This is a genomic window from Enterobacter sp. E1 (genome assembly GCF_016809815.1).
GTDB lineage: Bacteria > Pseudomonadota > Gammaproteobacteria > Enterobacterales > Enterobacteriaceae > Enterobacter > Enterobacter adelaidei.
In genome coordinates, this window is record NZ_JAFBJM010000001.1 from 1192373 (window position 1) to 1211071 (window position 18699).

Below are 18699 nucleotides of genomic sequence, written 5' to 3' on the forward strand. Positions count from 1 at the left end.
CAATCAGAGAAAACAACGCATAATGACGGAGAGTCGTGATGGATAAGAAAATCGGGTTTATCGGCTGCGGTAACATGGGCAAAGCCATCCTGGGCGGCCTGATCGCCAGCGGGCAGGTTCTGCCGGGTCAGATTTGGGTTTATACCCCGTCACCTGATAAAGTCGCCGCGTTGCGCGATCAATACGGGATCAACGCCGCCGAAAGCGCTCAGGAAGTCGCCCAGGTCGCCGATATCGTCTTTGGCGCCGTCAAGCCGAACATCATGATCAAAGTGCTGAGCGACATCACCTCCAGCCTGAATAAAGAGACGCTGGTCGTCTCCATTGCTGCGGGCGTCACGCTGGATCAACTGGCGCGCGCGCTGGGTCATGACCGTAAAATCGTCCGGGCGATGCCTAATACCCCCTCACTGGTTAACGCTGGCATGACTTCCGTCACGCCAAACGCACTGGTGACCACAGAAGACGTGGCTGATGTCCTGAACATTTTCCGCTGCTTCGGTGAAGCGGAAGTGATTGCCGAATCCATGATCCATCCGGTTGTCGGCGTGAGCGGTTCAGCCCCTGCGTATGTCTTCATGTTCTTAGAAGCGATGGCCGACGCCGCAGTACTGGGCGGTATGCCGCGTGCGCAGGCGTATAAATTCGCAGCACAGGCAGTTATGGGTTCTGCCAAAATGGTGCTGGAAACCGGTAAACATCCTGGTGAGCTGAAAGATATGGTTTGCTCCCCTGGTGGTACCACCATCGAAGCGGTGCGGGTACTGGAAGAACGCGGATTCCGTGCTGCCGTCATCGAAGCGATGGCAAAATGCATGGAAAAATCAGAGAAACTGAGTAAATCCTGATCGTCTCAGCCGGGTGTCAGGCAGCCACTTCAGTGCGGCCACGCCCGGCATTTTTTGCCTTGTACAGCGCCACATCAGCCGCCTTGAGCCACTCCCGATAGTGCCCAAACTGTGGCCCCCAGGTGGCGATACCTACGCTTATGCGCAGGGTTTCTTCAGGTGCGCAAGGTAACGACAGTTTTTCCAGCCGTTCATGAACCCGGGACATAACGGCGATTGCGCTGTCAGCGGCTGTCCGCGACATAATCACCGCAAATTCATCTCCACCAAAACGGCCTATTGCATCGCCTGAACGTACCGAAATCTGCAGCTGACGCGTAATCGCAATGATCGCCTCATCGCCCACATCATGCCCCCAGGTATCGTTGATGTTTTTAAAGTGGTCGATATCAATCAGCAATATTGTTGCCGTACCATTATGACGTCGGCACTGCTCAAATTCGTTTCGCAACAGCATTTCCCAGTGTCGACGATTAAAGACTCCTGTCATTCCATCGCGTGTACTCATCATTTCCAGCCGCCGCTTATGTTCAGCCAGCCTGACGGCAGTGCGATGGCTTAGCCAGGCAAACAGCATGGGATAAAGCACAAACACAGGAAGCGTTAAGCCCCATTCCACCGGATCAGGATTAAAGACCACCACTCTCCCGACCGGGGGCAGCGTCAACAGTGCGGAAAGCAGGGTCAATATGATCCCCGGAATGAAGAGTCGACAGCCGCCGGAGCCCATCATATTCATCCCCACCATCATCACCAGCGCGGTTGTGGGTAACGCATTTATCCCCATCACGCCAATCCAGAGCCCGGCGATAATGGCATCCATTTTGAGATTGAAAATTTCCTGCTGATGAGGTGATGAAGCACGACAAGATAACTGCCAGGCGAGATGAGGCCAGATGAACGCCCATCCCACCAGTAAAAGCCACCAGCCACCAGCTAAAAAATGGGTGACCAGTATCCCCGCGACAGGGAAAAACATCGCCGCCAGCCCGACAGCGCGCGCCAGCCGAACTCGCCGGGCAAACTGAATGCCAGCACGGTGAGGGGCATCCAGAGAAAGGGTTAAATCCAACTCTTCGCGAATGCATTTTTTGTCGTAATAGGATTCATCATTCATCATTTTTGGGAATATTCTGAAACATTTTCCCAAATTATAGAGAGGGGGGGTGCGAGGAAAGTATGAAATTTCGGGTGAGTCGCCAGAGCCACTCACCCGTTAGAACTACGCTTTTTTCTTCAGGCAGGTGCTCATAAATTTACTGCGATCGTCACCTTTCAGAGACTGCTCAGTGGCCTTCGCATTACAGTCGCGCATTTTCTGCTGCTGTGGCGTCAGGCTTTTTTCAGCAGGTTTAGATGCGCCATTTTTAAGGCAATCGCTCATATAGGTCTTACGGGCATCCCCCTTCAGACTCTGGGACGTGGCCTGTTGGTTACAGGTGGTCATGCGTTGTTGCTGAGGCGTTAATGTTTTCTCTTCCGCGTTCGCCGATGAAATCAGGAACAGGCCAGAGAGCAGAGTAACCAGTAATGTTGTTTTCATTGCACCATCCTTTTGTAAACATTCCCTGTAAGTCTGGTCCGTGACAGGAAAAAAGTCACCCGGCAGAGACAAATTCCGCCGGGCTTTTATCATTTAAGGCCTAGTGCCGCTTTCATGGTGTAGAACAGATCGGTTTGATCGGTCAGTCCTACCACATTTGCCGCATGCGGTCCGTAGGCGGCAATACGCAGCTGAGTGCCCGTGTGCTCCATGGACTCTTCTTCAGAGTTGCCATAGCTCAGCACCATTACAGCACCATCTTTCGTGTTCAGCGCCTGCGTCAGGCCTGGCGCTTTGGTATCTGCCGGGATGATCTGGCTGGCGTGCGCATGGTCCGCGGTGACCACCACAAGAGTGTTTCCGTCTTTCTTCGCGAATTCGAGTGCCTTCTGCACCGCTTCGTCCAGGTCGACGGTTTCGCCAATCTGGCCACACGGATTCGCCGCATGATCTTGCTTGTCGATCGACGCGCCTTCCACCTGCAGGAAGAACCCTTTTTCGCTCTTGCTCAGCAGAGAGATCGCTTTATCGGTCATTGCCGCCAGCGTCGGCACGCTGTCAGTGCGTTTCGGGTTAGGAGTACAGGTCACGGCAGGCTTATCAATATTGCCGTGATAAGAGGCTTTTGGACCTTCCCAGCGCACAGGCATATTGCCATCAGAGAACAGTCCCAGCAGCGGTTTGTCTTGATTCGCCTCAGTGATTGCTGCCAGAGCGCTTGCATCGCTCACCAGTTGATAGCCACGAGCCTGTGCCTGCTCACGCAGCGTTTTACCCTGCCATTCGCCCGCCGTCGCGGTTTCTGCAAAGGTTTTCGCCCCACCGCCCAGCGTGACGTCAGCACGTGCATTCAGCAGTTGTTCAGTAATCGAGCCTTTGCCCCCTTTTTCCAGGGCGTTGGTTGGGCATTTTTCACTGGTCACCGACGGGCCATAGCACTTACGTGAAGTCACATGCGATACCAGCGCCGCCGGCGTCGCGTCCTGAAGTTCAGCGGTAGAAACGTTGCCGGTGGCCAGCCCCGCCGCTTTTGCCATTTCCAGAATGGTTTGATGATCTTTTTCGTGAATATCGACACCCAGCGCGCCATTATAGGTTTTTACCCCCGTAGACCACGCCGTAGCAGAGGCAGCCGAATCCGTTACGTAATCCGGTTTACCGGTTTTTTTATCCAGTGAGTAATGGGTATATTGTCCGGTCAGCGGCAATGCGTCGATACCTTTAAAAAATCCGCCTGCCCCCTCGGCATAATTTCGCGCCGCTGTTATTTCGGAATCACCCATTCCATCGCCAATAAGCAGAATGATATTTTTCGCCGGTTTCTCATTCAGCGAAGCGCGAATAGCGGCTGTTTGATCTTCAGATAAACGGCGTGCGCCGCCTGGCTGAGTGATATCCCCTTTTGCTGCGCGATTATCCAGCACGTGAGTATTGGACGTATCAGCATAAATAGCAGGGGTAATAAACAGGGGAAGTAATGCGATGAAAAGTGCGCTCTGTTTCAATTTATTTTCTCCATGTACAAATACATAAAAATAAAAACAGAGCGACTATAGGCATCCTGCATGACAATTCTATGACACGTCGTTATGTCCGGCGACGGTTTAGCTGCGAGGATGCCTCAAGAGCTTCTTTACGTATTGCTGGAGCAACTCTGCATCCTCAACCGGAACCTGAGTATCGGGTTTTGCCTTATCCAGCGCACCTTCGACGCTCTCTATTAATGCCTGTTGGTCAGATTTAGCCATCTGTCGTAATAGTGCGGTGACAACAATTTCCAGAGCTTCGACCTGGGCGACCAGTTCTTTTGACTCCTCTTCCTTTTGTGCAAGCTTGACCAGCAACTCAGCAATGAGATTTTTCATCGTGTTATTTCCTTATGTGATTTCCCCTGAAACTAACATCAAGAGGGAAATATGCAAAGCGGAGAAAGGTATTATCTTATGCAAAAGTGACGACATCGAAAAAAATAGGGTTTCGGAATTATCAGCGAAACGTTTTTCTATAAAAAATGCCGCATTGGGTGATAGAAAAATGCGGCAATCATAAGAATATACAATACATCGACAGAAGCATTATCTTGCCGATTTTACCTCCGCCATGTGCCTGCGGCGCCGCAGAGCAATAGCCAGCTGGATAATGTTGATCAAAACAACAATCGCCGTCGCGGCAAATACCCAACGAAAACCGGCCATCGCGGAAACAGAGGCGCCAATAAGCGGACCGGCAACATTACCCAAATACATAAACGACTGGTTATATCCAAAAATACGCCCTGTCACCTGGTCGCTGGAATATTTGACCAGCAAGGTCTGTACCGCAGGCAGCATTGCGCCATCGGCAAAGCCGAGCAAAAATCGCAGCACGCCAAGCTGAAGCGGAGAGGTCACAAACGACATCGCGAAAAAGAGCACCACGGCAAAAATCAGCGTAGCCATCAGAATTCGCGCCGTACCGATCCTATCACCCAGTTTTCCCAACCGTGGTGCAGAAATCAGTGCCGATACGCCTGGCACGGCGGCGATCATGCCGCTGAGAAAGGCGATATTATTGCTGTCTGGCTCCATCGACTTGATAAACAGCGCCAGAATCGGCCCGACCGAACCGTTACAGAGCTGGATCACCATAGTAGTAACAAACAGGCTGATCATGAGCCCAGGGTAAGGCAGAGAGGCGAAGACAGCTTTGCCACTCAGACGTTCAGATTTGCTGATAACGGGGCGACCGCCCTCTTTGATAAGAAAAAGCGTGACCAGAAAACTGACCACCAGCAGGATCGCGGTAATGATAAATACGGCGCGCAGCCCGACGTGGTCCGCCAGAAAGCCCCCCAGCAGCGGGCCGCCAATTACGCCACTAATCTGTGCGGTGGAAAGCGTACTCAGCGCCCAGCCGCTACGTTCTCGCGGCACCTGCGAGGCGACCAGCGCCATGGCATTCGGAATATACCCGGAAGTCAGCCCCATCACCGCCCGCAGGAAAAACAGTTGCCAGACGTTGGTGGCGAAGGCCTGCAGCAGAATGGCAATCGCCATCCCGAGCGAGGCGCGCAGCAGCATCAGCTTTCGGCCTTTCCGATCCGCCAGGCTGCCCCACATTGGTGACACAATCGCGGAGACCAGAAACGTGACGCTGAACGTCAGACCAGACCACATGGAGAGCGCCTCGTGCGAGGTCACACCCAACTGTGACACATACAGCGGCAGGAACGGCAGGATCTGGCTGATGGCGAGCCCGGTAAAGAAGCAACCGAACCAGACCGAGATAAGATTAACTTTCCATGATTCCATAAAGAAACAGTCTTCATTTTTAGGCGAATTCGCCTACAGATTAGCAAGTTACGCATAGTGACGTCGCACCAGAGATGCGGCCTTGATGACTTTGGTGTTTTATCTTCCCAGTCATCATATTTGTGAAATAAGTCACAAATCATCCATTTCCAGGCGGGATTTTATGCTTCAGAAGAGTTTTCCCTCTCCCACTTCCCCATCAACATTCCCCAAAACATTATGGCGGAAGGCCGCGAAACCCGCAGGGCATCGTGGTATGTTATTGGCTTTTCGTCATACTGGAAGAGAGTGAGATGGCAAAGCAGCGCGTAGGTATTGTCTTTGGGGGAAAATCAGCAGAGCACGAGGTTTCATTGCAATCGGCCAAAAATATCGTTGATGCGATTGATAAAAGCCGTTTCGAGGTGGTGCTGCTGGGTATTGATAAACAGGGCCAGTGGCATGTTAACGATGCTAGCCAGTATCTGCTTAATGCCAACGACCCAGCACATATCGCCCTTAATCCTTCGGAAATTAGCGTCGCCACTGTGCCCGGCGTCGTGAAGGGGCAACTCATCGACGCTGGCAATGCACAGTCTCTCGCTCAGATTGATGTCGTGTTCCCCATCGTTCACGGTACTCTGGGTGAAGATGGTTCCCTGCAGGGAATGTTGCGCATGGCCAACCTGCCGTTCGTCGGCTCGGACGTCCTCGGCTCTGCCGCGTGCATGGATAAAGACGTCACCAAACGCCTGCTGCGTGATGCCGGGCTGAATATAGCGCCTTTCGTGACGCTCACTCGCGCCAATCGCGACAAACACAGCTTCGCGCAAATTAGCGGAGAGCTGGGTCTGCCGCTGTTTGTGAAACCGGCAAATCAGGGCTCCTCCGTAGGCGTCAGCAAAGTCACCAGCGAAGAAGAGTTCACACAGGCTGTCCGTCTGGCGTTTGAATTCGACCATAAAGTGGTGGTTGAGCAGGGCATTAAAGGTCGTGAAATTGAGTGCGCCGTGCTGGGCAACGATTTCCCACAGGCGAGCACCTGCGGTGAAGTGGTCTTAAACAGCGACTTCTACTCCTACGACACCAAATACATTGATGACAAAGGTGCTCAGGTTGTCGTGCCTGCCAATATCGATCCCGCAATCAACGATAAGATCCGGGCGATCGCCATTAACGCCTATCAGACACTCGGCTGCAGCGGTATGGCGCGTGTGGATGTATTCCTGACGCCGGAAAACGAGGTGGTCATCAATGAAATCAACACGCTGCCGGGTTTCACGAATATCAGCATGTATCCGAAACTGTGGCAGGCGAGCGGACTGAGCTACTCTGAACTTATCACTCGCCTGATCGAGCTGGCGCTGGAGCGTCATGCCGCCGACAACGCCCTTAAAAGCTCCGTAAACGGTTAATCGGCACTCTTCGCCGTCTCCGTCTCATCCGCTGTCGTTTCTTCAGGACGACGGCGGATAATCAATCCAGCCAGCCAGAAGCTGATCACCCAGGTCACCAGCCCGACAGCATAGGTTTGCCATCCTTTTGCTTCAAATCCCAGCAGCCCCACGACGCCGTTAAGAATAAAGATCAGCCCGATAGCAAAGGCGTAGTAGTGCCAGTCACGGCGTAGTTTGGACGTGAGCTTCATAACAACTCCGGCAGGAAAAAAAAGACATCCTCTCACAGTTTTACGGCCAGGTCTGTGGCAGATACGGAAATTCTGAAACGCGACGTAATTTCACTTAAGTAATGAAATTGTGATGTGCTGCAGAAATCGACAATCCAGGAGAATTCCTGAGGGTAAATTACCACGATTCTGATATTGACAAATGCGATGACCTGTCAAACTCCCCCTGTAAGAAGCGTATTAAACAGAGTGATATTTCGGGAGGTCATCATGGCTGATTTTACATTGTCGAAACCGATTTTTGGCGGCAAACCAAAAACCTCCACGGCAGGTAATATTGCTTATGCTCTGTTTGTTCTGTTCTGCTTCTGGGCAGGCTCACAGCTGCTCAATATGCTGGTTCATGCGCCAGGGGTATATGAACACCTGATGCAGGTACAGGATAACGGACGCCCGCGAGTTGAGATTGGGTTTGGTGTCAGTACCCTGTTTGGCCTTGTTCCCTTCCTCGCCGGTTGTATGATTTTAGGCGTCGTGGCGTTAGTTTTGCGTGTTCGCCGCCGCCGTTAAAGCCCCATACAACGCGCCCGACGATCGTCCACCCGCTTTGCGAACCATGCGGTTGTCAGGTTACGCGTGATCTTCGGGCTTTCCAGTTGAATACCCGGCAGAATAGCTCTCGGTAACGTTTTTCCGCTCTTCTGCTCGGCAAGAGCAAAGACTTTCTTGTACAGATCCGTTTTCTCAAAGGCCAGGCTGTCACCCTTCTCAAGCTGACGGCGAATATCGCTGTTGCTCAGGCCAAGCGCTGTCGATAATTTCCGTACTGCCAGCTCGGTGCTTCCCGCCTCGCTGCTGCCGTAAGCGATGAGATCGCCGTCCAGCGCCAGCTTGACGCCGCTTGCGCGGCTGACCGCACTCTGGAATGCCGCATTACGGCTGGCATACCAGCCCGCGTTGAAGTCGGCAAAGCGGTACAGCGGTTCATTATAGTTCGCCGGATAGTTCAGCAGATGGTACGTGCCAAACCACAGACCGCCGCGCAGGGAGAAGACCTCCTGGCGTACCGTACCGTCGATTTTCCACGGATAGCCGTCGGTGTGCTTTTCGGCAAACGCAATGCTCACCTGCATCGGCCCACCGGTATGTACCGGGTTAAGTGAGCCAAACAGTTTCTGCCCCATTGGGACCATACTGATGAAATCATCAAAGATGGCGCTGAGCTGTTTTTCAGTTTTCACCGTATCCAGCCGTTCGCTGTAGCTTTTGCCGTTTGGCGAGGTGATTTTAAGCGCGGTATGAACAAGAAAGACCGGGATATGCATGGATTCCGCGCGGCGGTCGATCTCTTTCCAGGCAATTTTGTTCAGACCCGGCACCACCGGGTCTGACTGGTACATCGACTCCTGCTGCGCCACCGCCAGCACCGAGCAGATATTCTCCTCGGTTGGCGCGATCTTTTGGCTTTCAAAGGTTTTTGCCAGCGCCTCTGCCCAGGCATTGCGATCCTTCACGCTGGCGGGCATTTTCTGCCGCACAACGCTTGCCACATCAACCGGCTTTTCGCCCTTCTTGAGCGGAGCAGCCCCTTTTTCGGCGCATCCGACCAGGACGAGAGCAGTCAGTAAGGACAACGGTAACGCACGCGGTACGGCAAAAGACATAGCAACTCCCTGTATTAGCTAAAAGTATTGGTCACTTCCTGCAGGTCACGATCGTCCAGCTCACGTTCAAAGCTGCGCAGACGTTTGTAAATAGACATCAGCTCCACCAGCGTGGTCCAGGAGTTGATTAAGTACTGGAACGCCCCACGGACCTGACCGAAAACGTTAGTGATCTGCGTCATCAGACCGAGCGTAATCGTACCCGCAACAATGGACGGGAACAGCAAGAACAAACCGAAAACGTTATCCACCTGCAGATACAAAATGCGCGCAATGTTGAAATACATATAGTGGAAGTAGAGACGGAAATAGTTACGACGCACAGCGCTGAACAGCTCACGTACGGTCGGTGGCGATGCACGATTAGCATCATCTTCACCGTATACCAGCTCTTTACGATAAGCCGCTTCGACACGCTGATTTTTAAACTGCAGCCCTGGCAGTTTAATCCCAACCACCGCCAGCAGCCCTGTCCCCATCAGAGACCAGACGATTGCTGCAATCACCAGGCCGTACGGTAGATGGCCGACAATAGGCAGATCCGGCACATGCGCCGAGAGTGTAACCAACACGGGCAGGAAGGCAATAAGCGTCATAATGGCATTGATAAAGCTTACGCCCATGTCTTCAAGGGTGGAGGCAAAACGCATGGTGTCTTCCTGCACACGCTGCGCCGCACCTTCGATATGGCGCAGGTGCTGCCAGTGCGCCATATAGTGTTCGTTCATCGCGGTACGCCAGCGGAAAACATAGTGGCTGACGAAGAAGTTGTTCATCACACCGATGACTACAGCAATAAGAGCGATGCCAAGGAAAATGCCTACCTCGTGGTAGAACTGATTAATGGTCACTTTATGCGGTGAACTCAGCGCCGTCTGGATCAGATCATAGAACGGTGCATACCAGGCGTTGACCGCCACACCCACTTCCACAAGGAACCAGGTCACAAAAATAATCAGTGATGTGCCGAGGATTGACCAGTATTGCCAGCGGTGCGGAGAGTACACAAACCAGAACAGCGCAAACATCCCCACGCACAGCGTGTAATAGGCATAAAACAGCAGATAGCTCAGCGACCAGAAGCGCGCCGCGCTAATCGGTACATCGCCCGTCGCCCCCGTGATGCGCGTCAGCCAGGTACCGCCGCCCGCCTGCCAGAAAATAACGGCGATCAGTGCCCAAATAAATGCCGACAGGAAAAAAGGCCCCGGCTTTGGGAAAAAAGACTTAAACATAATGCTTCCTTCTTGTTGTTATGGCTTTTGCTGTGTTCAACACATCACCACACGAAAATCATGCCTGAGCCCGTCTCAAGGCTCAGGCAAAAAGGTCAGACCCGAGGGTTAATTATTAGTTCGCTTTCCAGTTTTCGAGAATTGTTTCGGTGCGTTTCACTGCGAGAGGATTCGCCGGCGCGATGAAGTTACGCCAGACGTCGTTGTGGTGGTTAATCAGGATCTGCGCATCTGCCGCCGGGCGATTGGCGGTAGTATGGGCATCTTCCGCCACGGTGATGTGATAACCCCGGCTCACACCGTTCTTGATCGTCGCATCGACACAGTAATCCGTGGCACAACCACAGATGACAAACTCTTGAATACCCTGCTCGCGTAATAGCGCCTCAAGCGGCGTGTTATAAAACGCATCGCATGCCGTCTTGGTAACATAGAGCGCATCAGCAGGCTGGTGCAGTTCAGGCAGCAATGCAAACCCATCACTTCCCTCTTCCAGCCCCCCTGCCTCGGTATGCTGGATAAAAATCACCTTGTCGGCTGCCTGCGTAAGCTGGTTGATCAGAGAGACACACTTTTCACGCTGATGACGAGGCGTTTCAAATACGCCGTTCTGCATATCGACAACCATAACCACACGCTTTTCAGACATACCGTTCTCCGTAAGATTGAGTGACACTGGTGCCTATCATAAGCCCGATGTCACAAAATGGGAGATGGCTCGTAAGTAAATTGTTCATATTTACCCATGGTTACGTTTTTCTCGCTATCGTTATGCAATTCGGGGCATTGCGCGGTTCCGATTAGTAGTATAAATACCCATTACTTTCCTCATTCACTTCATGGATGCTTTTCGTTGAAACGTTGTCTGCTCTCTTTTGCCGCGCTGTGTGCGGTGAGCTTTTCTACCGCCCAGGCAGCCCAACCGCTGACGGCGCCCGTTTTAGCTTCAGATATTGCCGATCGCTACGCGAACCTTATCTATTACGGCAGCGGTGCGACCGGGATGGCGATGGTCGTGATCGACGGCAACCAGCGCGTGTTCCGCAGCTTTGGCGAGACGCGCCCAGGAAATAACGTTCACCCGCAGCTGGATTCCGTTATCCGCATCGCATCCTTAACCAAGCTGATGACGAGTGAAATGCTGGTGAAACTGCTCGACCAGGGCGTGGTTAAGCTCGACGACCCGCTCAGCAAATACGCGCCGCCTGGCGCGCGCGTTCCGACCTACCAGGGCACGCCAATCCGGCTTGTGAACCTTGCCACCCATACCAGCGCCCTGCCGCGTGAGCAGCCTGGTGGAGCAGCGCATCGTGACGTATTTGTCTGGCCAACGCGCGACCAGCGCTGGAACTATCTGAGCACTGCCACGCTGAAGGCGGCTCCGGGTTCGCAGGCCTCGTATTCAAACCTGGCGTTTGACCTGCTGGCGGACGCCCTTTCTACGGCGTCTGGTAAACCCTACACGCAGCTGTTTGAAGAACAGATAACCCGCCCGCTGGGCATGAAAGACACCACCTTTACCCCGTCCCCGGACCAGTGCCGTCGCCTGATGGTGGCAGAGAAAGGCGCTAGCCCCTGTAATAACACGCTGGCGGCCGTGGGCAGCGGCGGGGTTTACTCCACGCCTGGCGATATGATGCGCTGGATGCAGCAGTTCCTTTCATCGGATTTCTACTCGCGCAGCAGCCAGGCCGATCGTATGCAGACCCTGATTTATCAGCGTACCCAACTGCACCGCGTTATTGGGATGGACGTGCCGGGTAAAGCCGATGCGCTCGGCCTGGGCTGGGTCTATCTGGCACCGAAAAATGGCCGTCCGGGTATTATTCAGAAAACCGGCGGCGGCGGTGGATTTATTACGTATATGGCGATGATCCCGCAGTCAAACGTAGGCGCATTTGTGGTGGTTACCCGCTCTCCGCATACGCGTTTCGTCAATATGAGTGACGGCCTTAATAATTTAGTGGCTGAACTGAGCGCCAATAAAGCTCAGGTGCTTACCGCGTCCAACTGATATTAATATTCCGTGGGCAAACGGTTGATGTTAAACCGTTTGCCCCGAACGCTCCCCTCCCGCCGTCTTGCATGACCTGACGGTAAACCGCCCACTTTAATAAACACCTCACGACGCTTTCGGGTACACTAGCCCTCTTTGTTCCACAAACATCAGGCATACCATGACCGATTTAATTGCACGCCCCCGCCGCCTGCGCAAGTCACCTGCACTGCGCGCTATGTTTGAAGAGACAACACTGACCTTAAACGATCTGGTGTTGCCGATTTTTGTCGAAGAAGAGATTGATGACTATAAGGCCATCGAAGCCATGCCTGGCGTGATGCGCATTCCGGAAAAATATCTGGCGCGTGAGATCGAACGCATCGCCAACGCCGGGATCCGCTCGGTAATGACCTTTGGCATCTCCCACCATACCGATGCCACCGGCAGCGACGCGTGGAAAGAAGATGGCCTGGTCGCTCGTATGTCCCGCATCTGCAAAGAGACAGTGCCGGAAATGGTGGTGATGTCTGACACGTGTTTCTGCGAATACACCTCTCATGGCCACTGCGGTGTGCTGTGCGATCACGGCGTGGACAACGATGCCACCCTGCTTAATCTCGGCAAACAAGCGGTCGTCGCTGCCGCTGCCGGTGCGGATTTCATCGCGCCATCCGCCGCGATGGACGGACAGGTTCAGGCGATTCGTCAGGCCCTGGATGCTGCAGGTTTTACTGACACTGCCATCATGTCCTACTCCACCAAATTTGCCTCCTCGTTCTACGGCCCGTTCCGTGAAGCAGCGGGTACGGCGCTGAAAGGCGACCGTAAAACCTATCAGATGAACCCGCTGAACCGCCGGGAAGCGATTCGTGAATCCCTGCTTGATGAAGCCCAGGGCGCAGATTGCCTGATGGTGAAACCGGCCGGTGCTTATCTCGATATCCTGCGCGACATTCGCGAGCGTACCGAGCTGCCACTGGGCGCTTATCAGGTAAGCGGTGAGTACGCGATGATCAAATTCGCCGCCCTGGCAGGTGCGATTGATGAAGAGAAAGTGGTTCTCGAAAGCCTCGGCGCGATCAAACGCGCAGGCGCGGATCTGATCTTCAGCTACTTCGCGCTGGATCTGGCCGAGAAAAAAATCCTCCGCTAATCTTCACCAAACTGCAATACAACCGACATCTGCTCCTTCTACTGTCTTCGCAAGACGGCAGGAGGAGTAATCATGTTTAGCCTCGATAGCGTTCTCGACGATCTTTGGCCTCAGGCGAGGCCAGCCCCCTGGCAAAAAAGTCTGTTAAAAAGACTGTTTTACGAAGACGAATTCCAGCAATTTGCCGCAGCACACCGCCACCTGAAAGGTCTGGATATGGTGGAGCAAGTTCTGGAGCACCTTGATATTCTCTGCACCGTTTCCGCCCGCGATCTCGAACAAATCCCCGAACATGGCCCGCTGGTCATTATTGCCAACCACCCGACGGGTACGCTTGACGGGCTGGCGCTGTTGTACGCCGTCTCCAGGGTACGACGCGATGTCAAAGTCGTGACCAACCGGATGCTGACCCACCTTGAGCCCCTCAGTTCGCTGTTTATTCCAGTGGACAATATGGGTGGCAGGACGGCGAAAACGTCCCTGGTCCAGATGGAACAGCATCTGCAAAACGCTGGCGTGCTGATTTTCTTCCCGGCGGGAGAAGTTTCGCGGCCCACGCGCAAAGGCATTCGCGATAAAAAATGGCACTCTGGCTTCATCAAACTCGCCAGCAAGCTGCGCGCCCCGCTGCTGCCGGTGCATATTCAGGCACATAACAGCCTGCTCTTTTATGCCAGCACGCTGGTCTCCCCGACGCTGTCGATGCTGTTGCTGATGCAGCAGATGTTCCGCCGCCGCCATAGCCAGCTGCCGATTAAAATCGGCCAGCAGATCGCCTGGCATCACTGGCATAGCGCCACCCTTTCGTCACGTGAGATGGCCGAGCAATGTCGTCAGCACGTGATGCGTCTTGGCAAGGGAGTGCCTGGCGTCTTTAAAACCCAGTGCGCTATCGCCCGCCCGGAAGACCGGGCCACCCTGAAACGCGCGCTGGCGCAGGCCGAATGTCTGGGCAATACCAGCGACGGTAAAACCATCTATCTTTGGCAACGTAACGGTCAGGAAGATGCCCCGCTGTTGCGCGAGCTGGGCCGCCTGCGCGAAATTGCCTTTCGCGCGGTGGAAGAAGGGAGCGGCAAACGCCGGGACACCGACCGTTATGATGATGATTATCTGCATCTGATCCTGTGGGATGATGAGGATCTGGAGATCGTCGGCGCGTATCGCTTTATGCCTACCGCCAGACAGGTTGAGCGTCGCGGTCTGGAAGGGTTGTACAGCTATAGCTTGTTCCACTACGACGACAAAATGCAGGATGTGCTGGAGCACAGTATTGAACTGGGGCGCAGCTTCATTCAGCCACGCTACTGGGGACGTCGTGGTCTGGATTATTTGTGGTCCGGCATTGGGGCGTACCTTGCACGTTATCCGCACTATCGCTACCTGTTTGGCCCGGTCTCCATTTCCGGCGGCTTACCGCCTGCCGCACGGGATTTGCTGGTGGCATTTTACCGTCTCTGGTTCCCGGCGACACATCCATTAGCCGCCTCACGTCAGCCGTATCCGGCATCGCTGCCGGATGTTCTGGCACAGTTTAGCGGCGTGGATTATGTGGATGACCTGACGAAGCTTAAATCGCTGCTCGGAAACCTCGGTTGCGGCATTCCCCCGCTCTACAAACAGTATTCCGAGCTTTGCGAACCCGGCGGCGTGCAGTTTATTGATTTTGGCAGCGACCCGGCATTTAACGACTGCGTCGACGGACTGGTGCTGGTGGATTTGTGTTACCTGAAGGCGAACCGCTATCAGCGGTATATTGAGGCGCACCTTTAAATGTGCGGTATTTTGTAGGCCGGGTAAGGCGTAGCCGCCACCCGGCAATTGTGCACCGTTTTCGCCGGGTGGCGCTGCGCTTGCCCGGCCTACGGGAGCGACGGGTTAAGGACGGTAAAACGGCTTATCGCCCAAAATCGTTGCCCGCTGCATAATCCGGCGCTGCGGCAGGTAATCCGCATTGGCGTAATGCTGAGTCACGCGGTTATCCCAGATCGCCAGATCGTTCTCCTGCCAGCGCCAGCGCACCTGAAATTCCGGTTTAGTGATATGCGCAAACAGGAAACTCAACAACGCCTCGCTCTCTTTTTCCGTCACGTCCACAATGCGCGTGGTGAACCCTTCGTTGACGAACAGCGCCTGCTTGCCCGTTACCGGGTGAGTACGCACGACCGGATGTAGCAACGGTGGATGCTTTGCAACCGCTTCCTGCCAGCGCTGATGTTCTTCTTCGCTCTTACGGTACTTGTACTCCTGGAACGATTTTTTGAAGTCATGCTCCGCCCGCAAGCCGCTCAGCAGCGTCCGGAACGGCGCGGACAACGCTTCAAAGGCCGCTATGCCGCTAGCCCACAGCGTATCGCCGCCGGTTTCCGGTAACAGCTTCGCCGCCAGGATCGCCCCGGCAGGCGGCGTCTCGATAAAGGTCACATCAGTGTGCCAGTTGTCGTTATCCGGTGGATTATCGTTGTGGGTATCCAGAACGATAATCTCCTCCACGCCTTCCGCATGCGGATAGACGGGGTGGATATGCAGGTCACCAAAACGCAGCGCCAGGGCGCGCTGCTGCTGCGGGGTTATCGCCTGTTCGCGCAGGAACACCACCTGATGGCGCAGTACTGCGTGGTACAACTGCTCGAACTGGTTATCGCTCAGCGGGCGGGTCACATCCAGCCCCGACACCTGCGCGCCAATGTACGGCCCCAGCGGGGTAATGGTCAGACGTTCACTCATTGTATTTCTCCATGCCAGGGCGTCAGGCGGCGCTGTAACGCGCGCAGCCCCAGTTCTAATCCAAAGGCAATCACGGCGATCACCGCAATTCCTGCCAGTACCACGTCAGTCGCCAGAAACTCTCCGGCAGACTGCACCATAAATCCAAGACCGCGCGTGGCTGCAATCAGCTCTGCCGCCACCAGCGTGGACCAGCCCACGCCGAGGCCGATGCGCAGTCCGGTTAAAATCTCCGGCAGCGCGCCGGGTAAAATCACGAACAACAGCACCTGCGTGCGGCTTGCTCCCAGCGACTGCGCCGCGCGGATCCGCACCTGCTGGGCGCTCTTCACTCCCGCCAGCGCCGACATGGCGACCGGGGCAAAAATCGCCAGATAAATCAGCAGAATTTTTGACGTTTCACCAATACCAAACCAGATCACCATCAGCGGCAGGTACGCCAGCGGCGGCACCGGGCGGTAAAGCTCAATCAACGGGTCGAGAATGCCGCGAACAGTCGGGCTCAACCCCATCGCAATTCCCACCGGAATACCAATGATGACCGCCGCCAGCAGCGCCACCAGAATACGGGCCAGGCTTGCGCCTAAGTGCTGCCACAGCGTGGCATCCATAAAGCCCTGCGGCCCGGCGATGGAAATAAGTTTGGCCAGAACCTGTCCCGGCGGTGGCAGAAACAGTGGGCTAATCCACTGCTGGGCAGCCACCAGCCACCACACCGCCAGTAATGCCAGCAGCGTGCCGACGCTCAGTGTGATTTGGTGCGAGAAAGGCCAGCGCAGCACCATACGCGTGCGGCGCGTTTTTTCACTGAAGACGATGCTCATGAGAACGCCTCCCGTTGTTCAAACACGCGGCTTAAGACGTATTCACGCTGTTCGATAAACAGCGGATCGGATTTGATGCTGCGCACGGGTTCTCCTGTGACGTAGCGGCGGGCAAACTCAAGCGGCAGGCGTTCCAGTACGCGCCCAGGCCCTGGCGATAACAACACCAGTTCGGTGGCCATAAATACCGCCTCTTCAATATCATGCGTGATCAGCAGCACCTGTTTGCCGGTTTCATACCACAGGCGCAGCAGCAGGGTTTGCATCTGCTCGCGGGTGAAGGCGTCGAGCGCCCCGAACGGCTCGTCCAGCAGCAATAGCTGTGGATTCGCTGCCAGCGCGCGGGCAATACCTACGCGCTGCCGCTGACCGCCGGAAAGCTGCCAGATAAAGCGTTTTTCCGCCCCTTCCAGCCCCACTTTTTTCAGCATCGTCCGTGCCGTTTCCAGCCGCTGTTCGCGACTGATGCCCGCAAGCTGTAGCCCAAACGCCACGTTTTCCTGCACGTTGCGCCAGGGAAGTAATCCTTCGTTCTGGAAGACCACGCCGCGCTCGGCGCCCGGGCCTTCCACCTTTTTGCCTTCCAGTTGAATGGTGCCATGCTGATAAGGGACAAACCCGGCGATCAGATTCAGCAGCGTGGTTTTTCCGCACCCGGACGGGCCCAGCACCACCAGCAGTTCTCTGCTGTCCAGCGTCAGGTTGATGTCCTCCAGCGCGGGCTTACCAGCGTAATCGGCATACAGATTTGTAATATTCAGCATGGCGGACTCCTTATTTCACAAAACGATCGGTCACGTACTGGCTGTAATCCGTCGCTACCGCGGGCACTTTGCCCTGCTCTTTCAGGAAGGTGGCAGTATCAACAATCGCTTTGTTTACCGGACCGGTCAGCTGCTGCACCTGCTGCGCGGGGGTCAGATAGGTATTGCCTTTCACCAGCCCCGGTACGTCCGCTTGCGGCACGCCGCTCAGGCGGGAGAGTTTTTCCAGGTTGGCGGGCTGCTTCAGCCATTCATCCGGGTTGCTGATATAGGGTTGCTGGGCGTCAATCGCGCTTTTGGCGAAGGCTTTCACCACCTCAGGGTGTTTCTCGGCGAAGTCTTTGCGCACGACCCACACGTCGAGTGTTGGTGCGCCCCACTGGCCCACTTTTTCAGAGTCGGTCAGCACGGTACCGTCTTTTTCCAGTTCGTTGACAGCCGGTGCCCAGACATACGCGCCGTCAATATCGCCTCGCTGCCAGGCCGCGATAATTGCCGGCGGCTGCAGGTTGATAATTTGTACCTGACCCGGTTTGATGCCCCAGTGCTTGAGCGCCGCCAGCAGGCTGTAGTGGGTGGTTGAAATGAATGGTACGGCAATACGCTTGCCAATCAGATCTTCCGGTTTGGTGATGTTCTTCTTCACCACCAGCGCTTCAGAGTTACCGAGCTGCGAGGCGAGCAGGAAAACCTCGATCGGCACCTGCTGGCTGGCCGCAACCGCCAGTGGGCTGGATCCGATATTGCCGATCTGCACATCGCCGGAGGCTAACGCGCGCACGACGGACGCCCCGCTGTCGAACTTGCGCCAGTCAACCTTCGCGCCGCTCTCTTTGGCAAAGGTGTTGTCCGCCTGCGCGACTTTCGCCGGTTCCGCAGAGGTTTGATACGCGACGGTGACGTCTACCGCCTGCGCCTGAAATGCCCACAGCGCCAGTGCGCCGAGAAGTGTGATTCGCGATGAAATTGCCATAGTGCCTGCTCCCCTTGTTGTTATGAGGGCAGTATTTCCGGCGCGGGAATTTTGATAAAGGAATAAAAATGAA

The 18699-nt window shown here is 54.8% G+C and carries 19 protein-coding genes; 6 read left to right on the top strand and 13 right to left on the bottom strand.

Annotated features, from left to right (window positions below; genetic code table 11):
* The first annotated feature begins 38 nt into the window (after positions 1-38).
* Positions 39-848, top strand: a complete 810-nt coding sequence (proC, locus tag JGF26_RS05885) for a pyrroline-5-carboxylate reductase (protein WP_028017682.1) — start codon at positions 39-41, stop codon at positions 846-848.
* A gap of 16 nt (positions 849-864) precedes the next feature.
* Here the strand turns inward: proC and adrA are convergent, their stop codons facing one another.
* The 5 genes from adrA to JGF26_RS05910 form a co-directional block, all read right to left on the bottom strand.
* Positions 865-1968 (bottom strand): diguanylate cyclase AdrA, encoded by a 1104-nt coding sequence (gene adrA / locus JGF26_RS05890; RefSeq protein WP_134707186.1) that lies wholly within the window; start codon positions 1966-1968, stop codon positions 865-867.
* Positions 1969-2070: 102 nt separating this feature from the next.
* Positions 2071-2391: a phosphate starvation-inducible protein PsiF gene (gene psiF / locus JGF26_RS05895; protein ID WP_028017684.1), complete on the bottom strand. Its 321-nt coding sequence runs from the start codon at positions 2389-2391 to the stop codon at positions 2071-2073.
* 89 nt (positions 2392-2480) lie between these two features.
* Complete coding sequence (phoA, locus tag JGF26_RS05900) at positions 2481-3896, bottom strand: alkaline phosphatase (RefSeq protein WP_028017685.1); 1416 nt, start codon at positions 3894-3896, stop codon at positions 2481-2483.
* Positions 3897-3995: 99 nt separating this feature from the next.
* On the bottom strand, positions 3996-4256 hold the full coding sequence (gene iraP, locus JGF26_RS05905) for an anti-adapter protein IraP (RefSeq protein WP_049007514.1): 261 nt from the start codon (positions 4254-4256) through the stop codon (positions 3996-3998).
* 210 nt (positions 4257-4466) lie between these two features.
* A complete protein-coding gene (locus JGF26_RS05910; RefSeq protein ID WP_028017687.1) occupies positions 4467-5681 on the bottom strand; it encodes a multidrug efflux MFS transporter in 1215 nt (404 codons plus the stop codon).
* 293 nt (positions 5682-5974) lie between these two features.
* Between JGF26_RS05910 and ddlA the strand changes: the two genes are divergently transcribed.
* On the top strand, positions 5975-7075 hold the full coding sequence (gene ddlA / locus JGF26_RS05915) for a D-alanine--D-alanine ligase (RefSeq protein ID WP_134707185.1): 1101 nt from the start codon (positions 5975-5977) through the stop codon (positions 7073-7075).
* On the opposite strand, the gene JGF26_RS05920 is transcribed toward ddlA, so the two are convergent.
* Complete coding sequence (locus tag JGF26_RS05920) at positions 7072-7308, bottom strand: DUF2754 family protein (RefSeq protein ID WP_028017689.1); 237 nt, start codon at positions 7306-7308, stop codon at positions 7072-7074. The genes ddlA and JGF26_RS05920 overlap by 4 nt on opposite strands.
* A 249-nt stretch (positions 7309-7557) precedes the next feature.
* Here JGF26_RS05920 and JGF26_RS05925 point away from each other — a divergent pair, with 249 nt between their 5' ends.
* On the top strand, positions 7558-7857 hold the full coding sequence (locus JGF26_RS05925; protein WP_028017690.1) for a DUF2755 family protein: 300 nt from the start codon (positions 7558-7560) through the stop codon (positions 7855-7857).
* Here JGF26_RS05925 and JGF26_RS05930 read toward each other — a convergent pair.
* The 3 genes from JGF26_RS05930 to JGF26_RS05940 form a co-directional block, all read right to left on the bottom strand.
* Positions 7854-8951, bottom strand: a complete 1098-nt coding sequence (locus JGF26_RS05930; RefSeq protein ID WP_108090719.1) for a DUF1615 domain-containing protein — start codon at positions 8949-8951, stop codon at positions 7854-7856. The two genes, JGF26_RS05925 and JGF26_RS05930, sit on opposite strands and share 4 nt — an antisense overlap.
* Before the next feature lie 14 nt (positions 8952-8965).
* Complete coding sequence (gene sbmA, locus JGF26_RS05935; protein WP_129323797.1) at positions 8966-10186, bottom strand: peptide antibiotic transporter SbmA; 1221 nt, start codon at positions 10184-10186, stop codon at positions 8966-8968.
* A 115-nt stretch (positions 10187-10301) separates the two neighbouring features.
* Positions 10302-10835, bottom strand: coding sequence for an isochorismatase family protein (locus JGF26_RS05940; protein WP_028017693.1), 534 nt, complete (start codon positions 10833-10835; stop codon positions 10302-10304).
* 204 nt (positions 10836-11039) lie between these two features.
* Between JGF26_RS05940 and ampH the strand changes: the two genes are divergently transcribed.
* From ampH to JGF26_RS05955, 3 genes are all read left to right on the top strand, one after another.
* Positions 11040-12200, top strand: coding sequence for a D-alanyl-D-alanine-carboxypeptidase/endopeptidase AmpH (ampH, locus tag JGF26_RS05945; protein WP_028017694.1), 1161 nt, complete (start codon positions 11040-11042; stop codon positions 12198-12200).
* Between the two features lie 163 nt (positions 12201-12363).
* Positions 12364-13338 carry a porphobilinogen synthase gene (gene hemB / locus JGF26_RS05950; RefSeq protein ID WP_028017695.1) on the top strand — a complete coding sequence of 325 codons (975 nt, stop codon included), beginning with the start codon at positions 12364-12366 and terminating at the stop codon, positions 13336-13338.
* A 72-nt stretch (positions 13339-13410) separates the two neighbouring features.
* Positions 13411-15111: a lysophospholipid acyltransferase family protein gene (locus JGF26_RS05955; protein WP_134707184.1), complete on the top strand. Its 1701-nt coding sequence runs from the start codon at positions 13411-13413 to the stop codon at positions 15109-15111.
* A 105-nt stretch (positions 15112-15216) separates the two neighbouring features.
* Here the strand turns inward: JGF26_RS05955 and tauD are convergent, their stop codons facing one another.
* Genes tauD through tauA form a run of 4 tightly spaced genes read right to left on the bottom strand, consistent with a single transcriptional unit; the run spans position 15217 to position 18626 of the window.
* Positions 15217-16065, bottom strand: coding sequence for a taurine dioxygenase (gene tauD, locus JGF26_RS05960; protein WP_108090725.1), 849 nt, complete (start codon positions 16063-16065; stop codon positions 15217-15219).
* Complete coding sequence (gene tauC, locus JGF26_RS05965; protein WP_108090726.1) at positions 16062-16889, bottom strand: taurine ABC transporter permease TauC; 828 nt, start codon at positions 16887-16889, stop codon at positions 16062-16064. The genes tauD and tauC overlap by 4 nt, the downstream gene beginning before the upstream one ends.
* On the bottom strand, positions 16886-17653 hold the full coding sequence (tauB, locus tag JGF26_RS05970) for a taurine ABC transporter ATP-binding subunit (protein ID WP_134707183.1): 768 nt from the start codon (positions 17651-17653) through the stop codon (positions 16886-16888). The genes tauC and tauB overlap by 4 nt, the downstream gene beginning before the upstream one ends.
* 10 nt (positions 17654-17663) lie before the next feature.
* Positions 17664-18626, bottom strand: a complete 963-nt coding sequence (gene tauA / locus JGF26_RS05975; protein WP_134707182.1) for a taurine ABC transporter substrate-binding protein — start codon at positions 18624-18626, stop codon at positions 17664-17666.
* Positions 18627-18699: the final 73 nt, after the last annotated feature.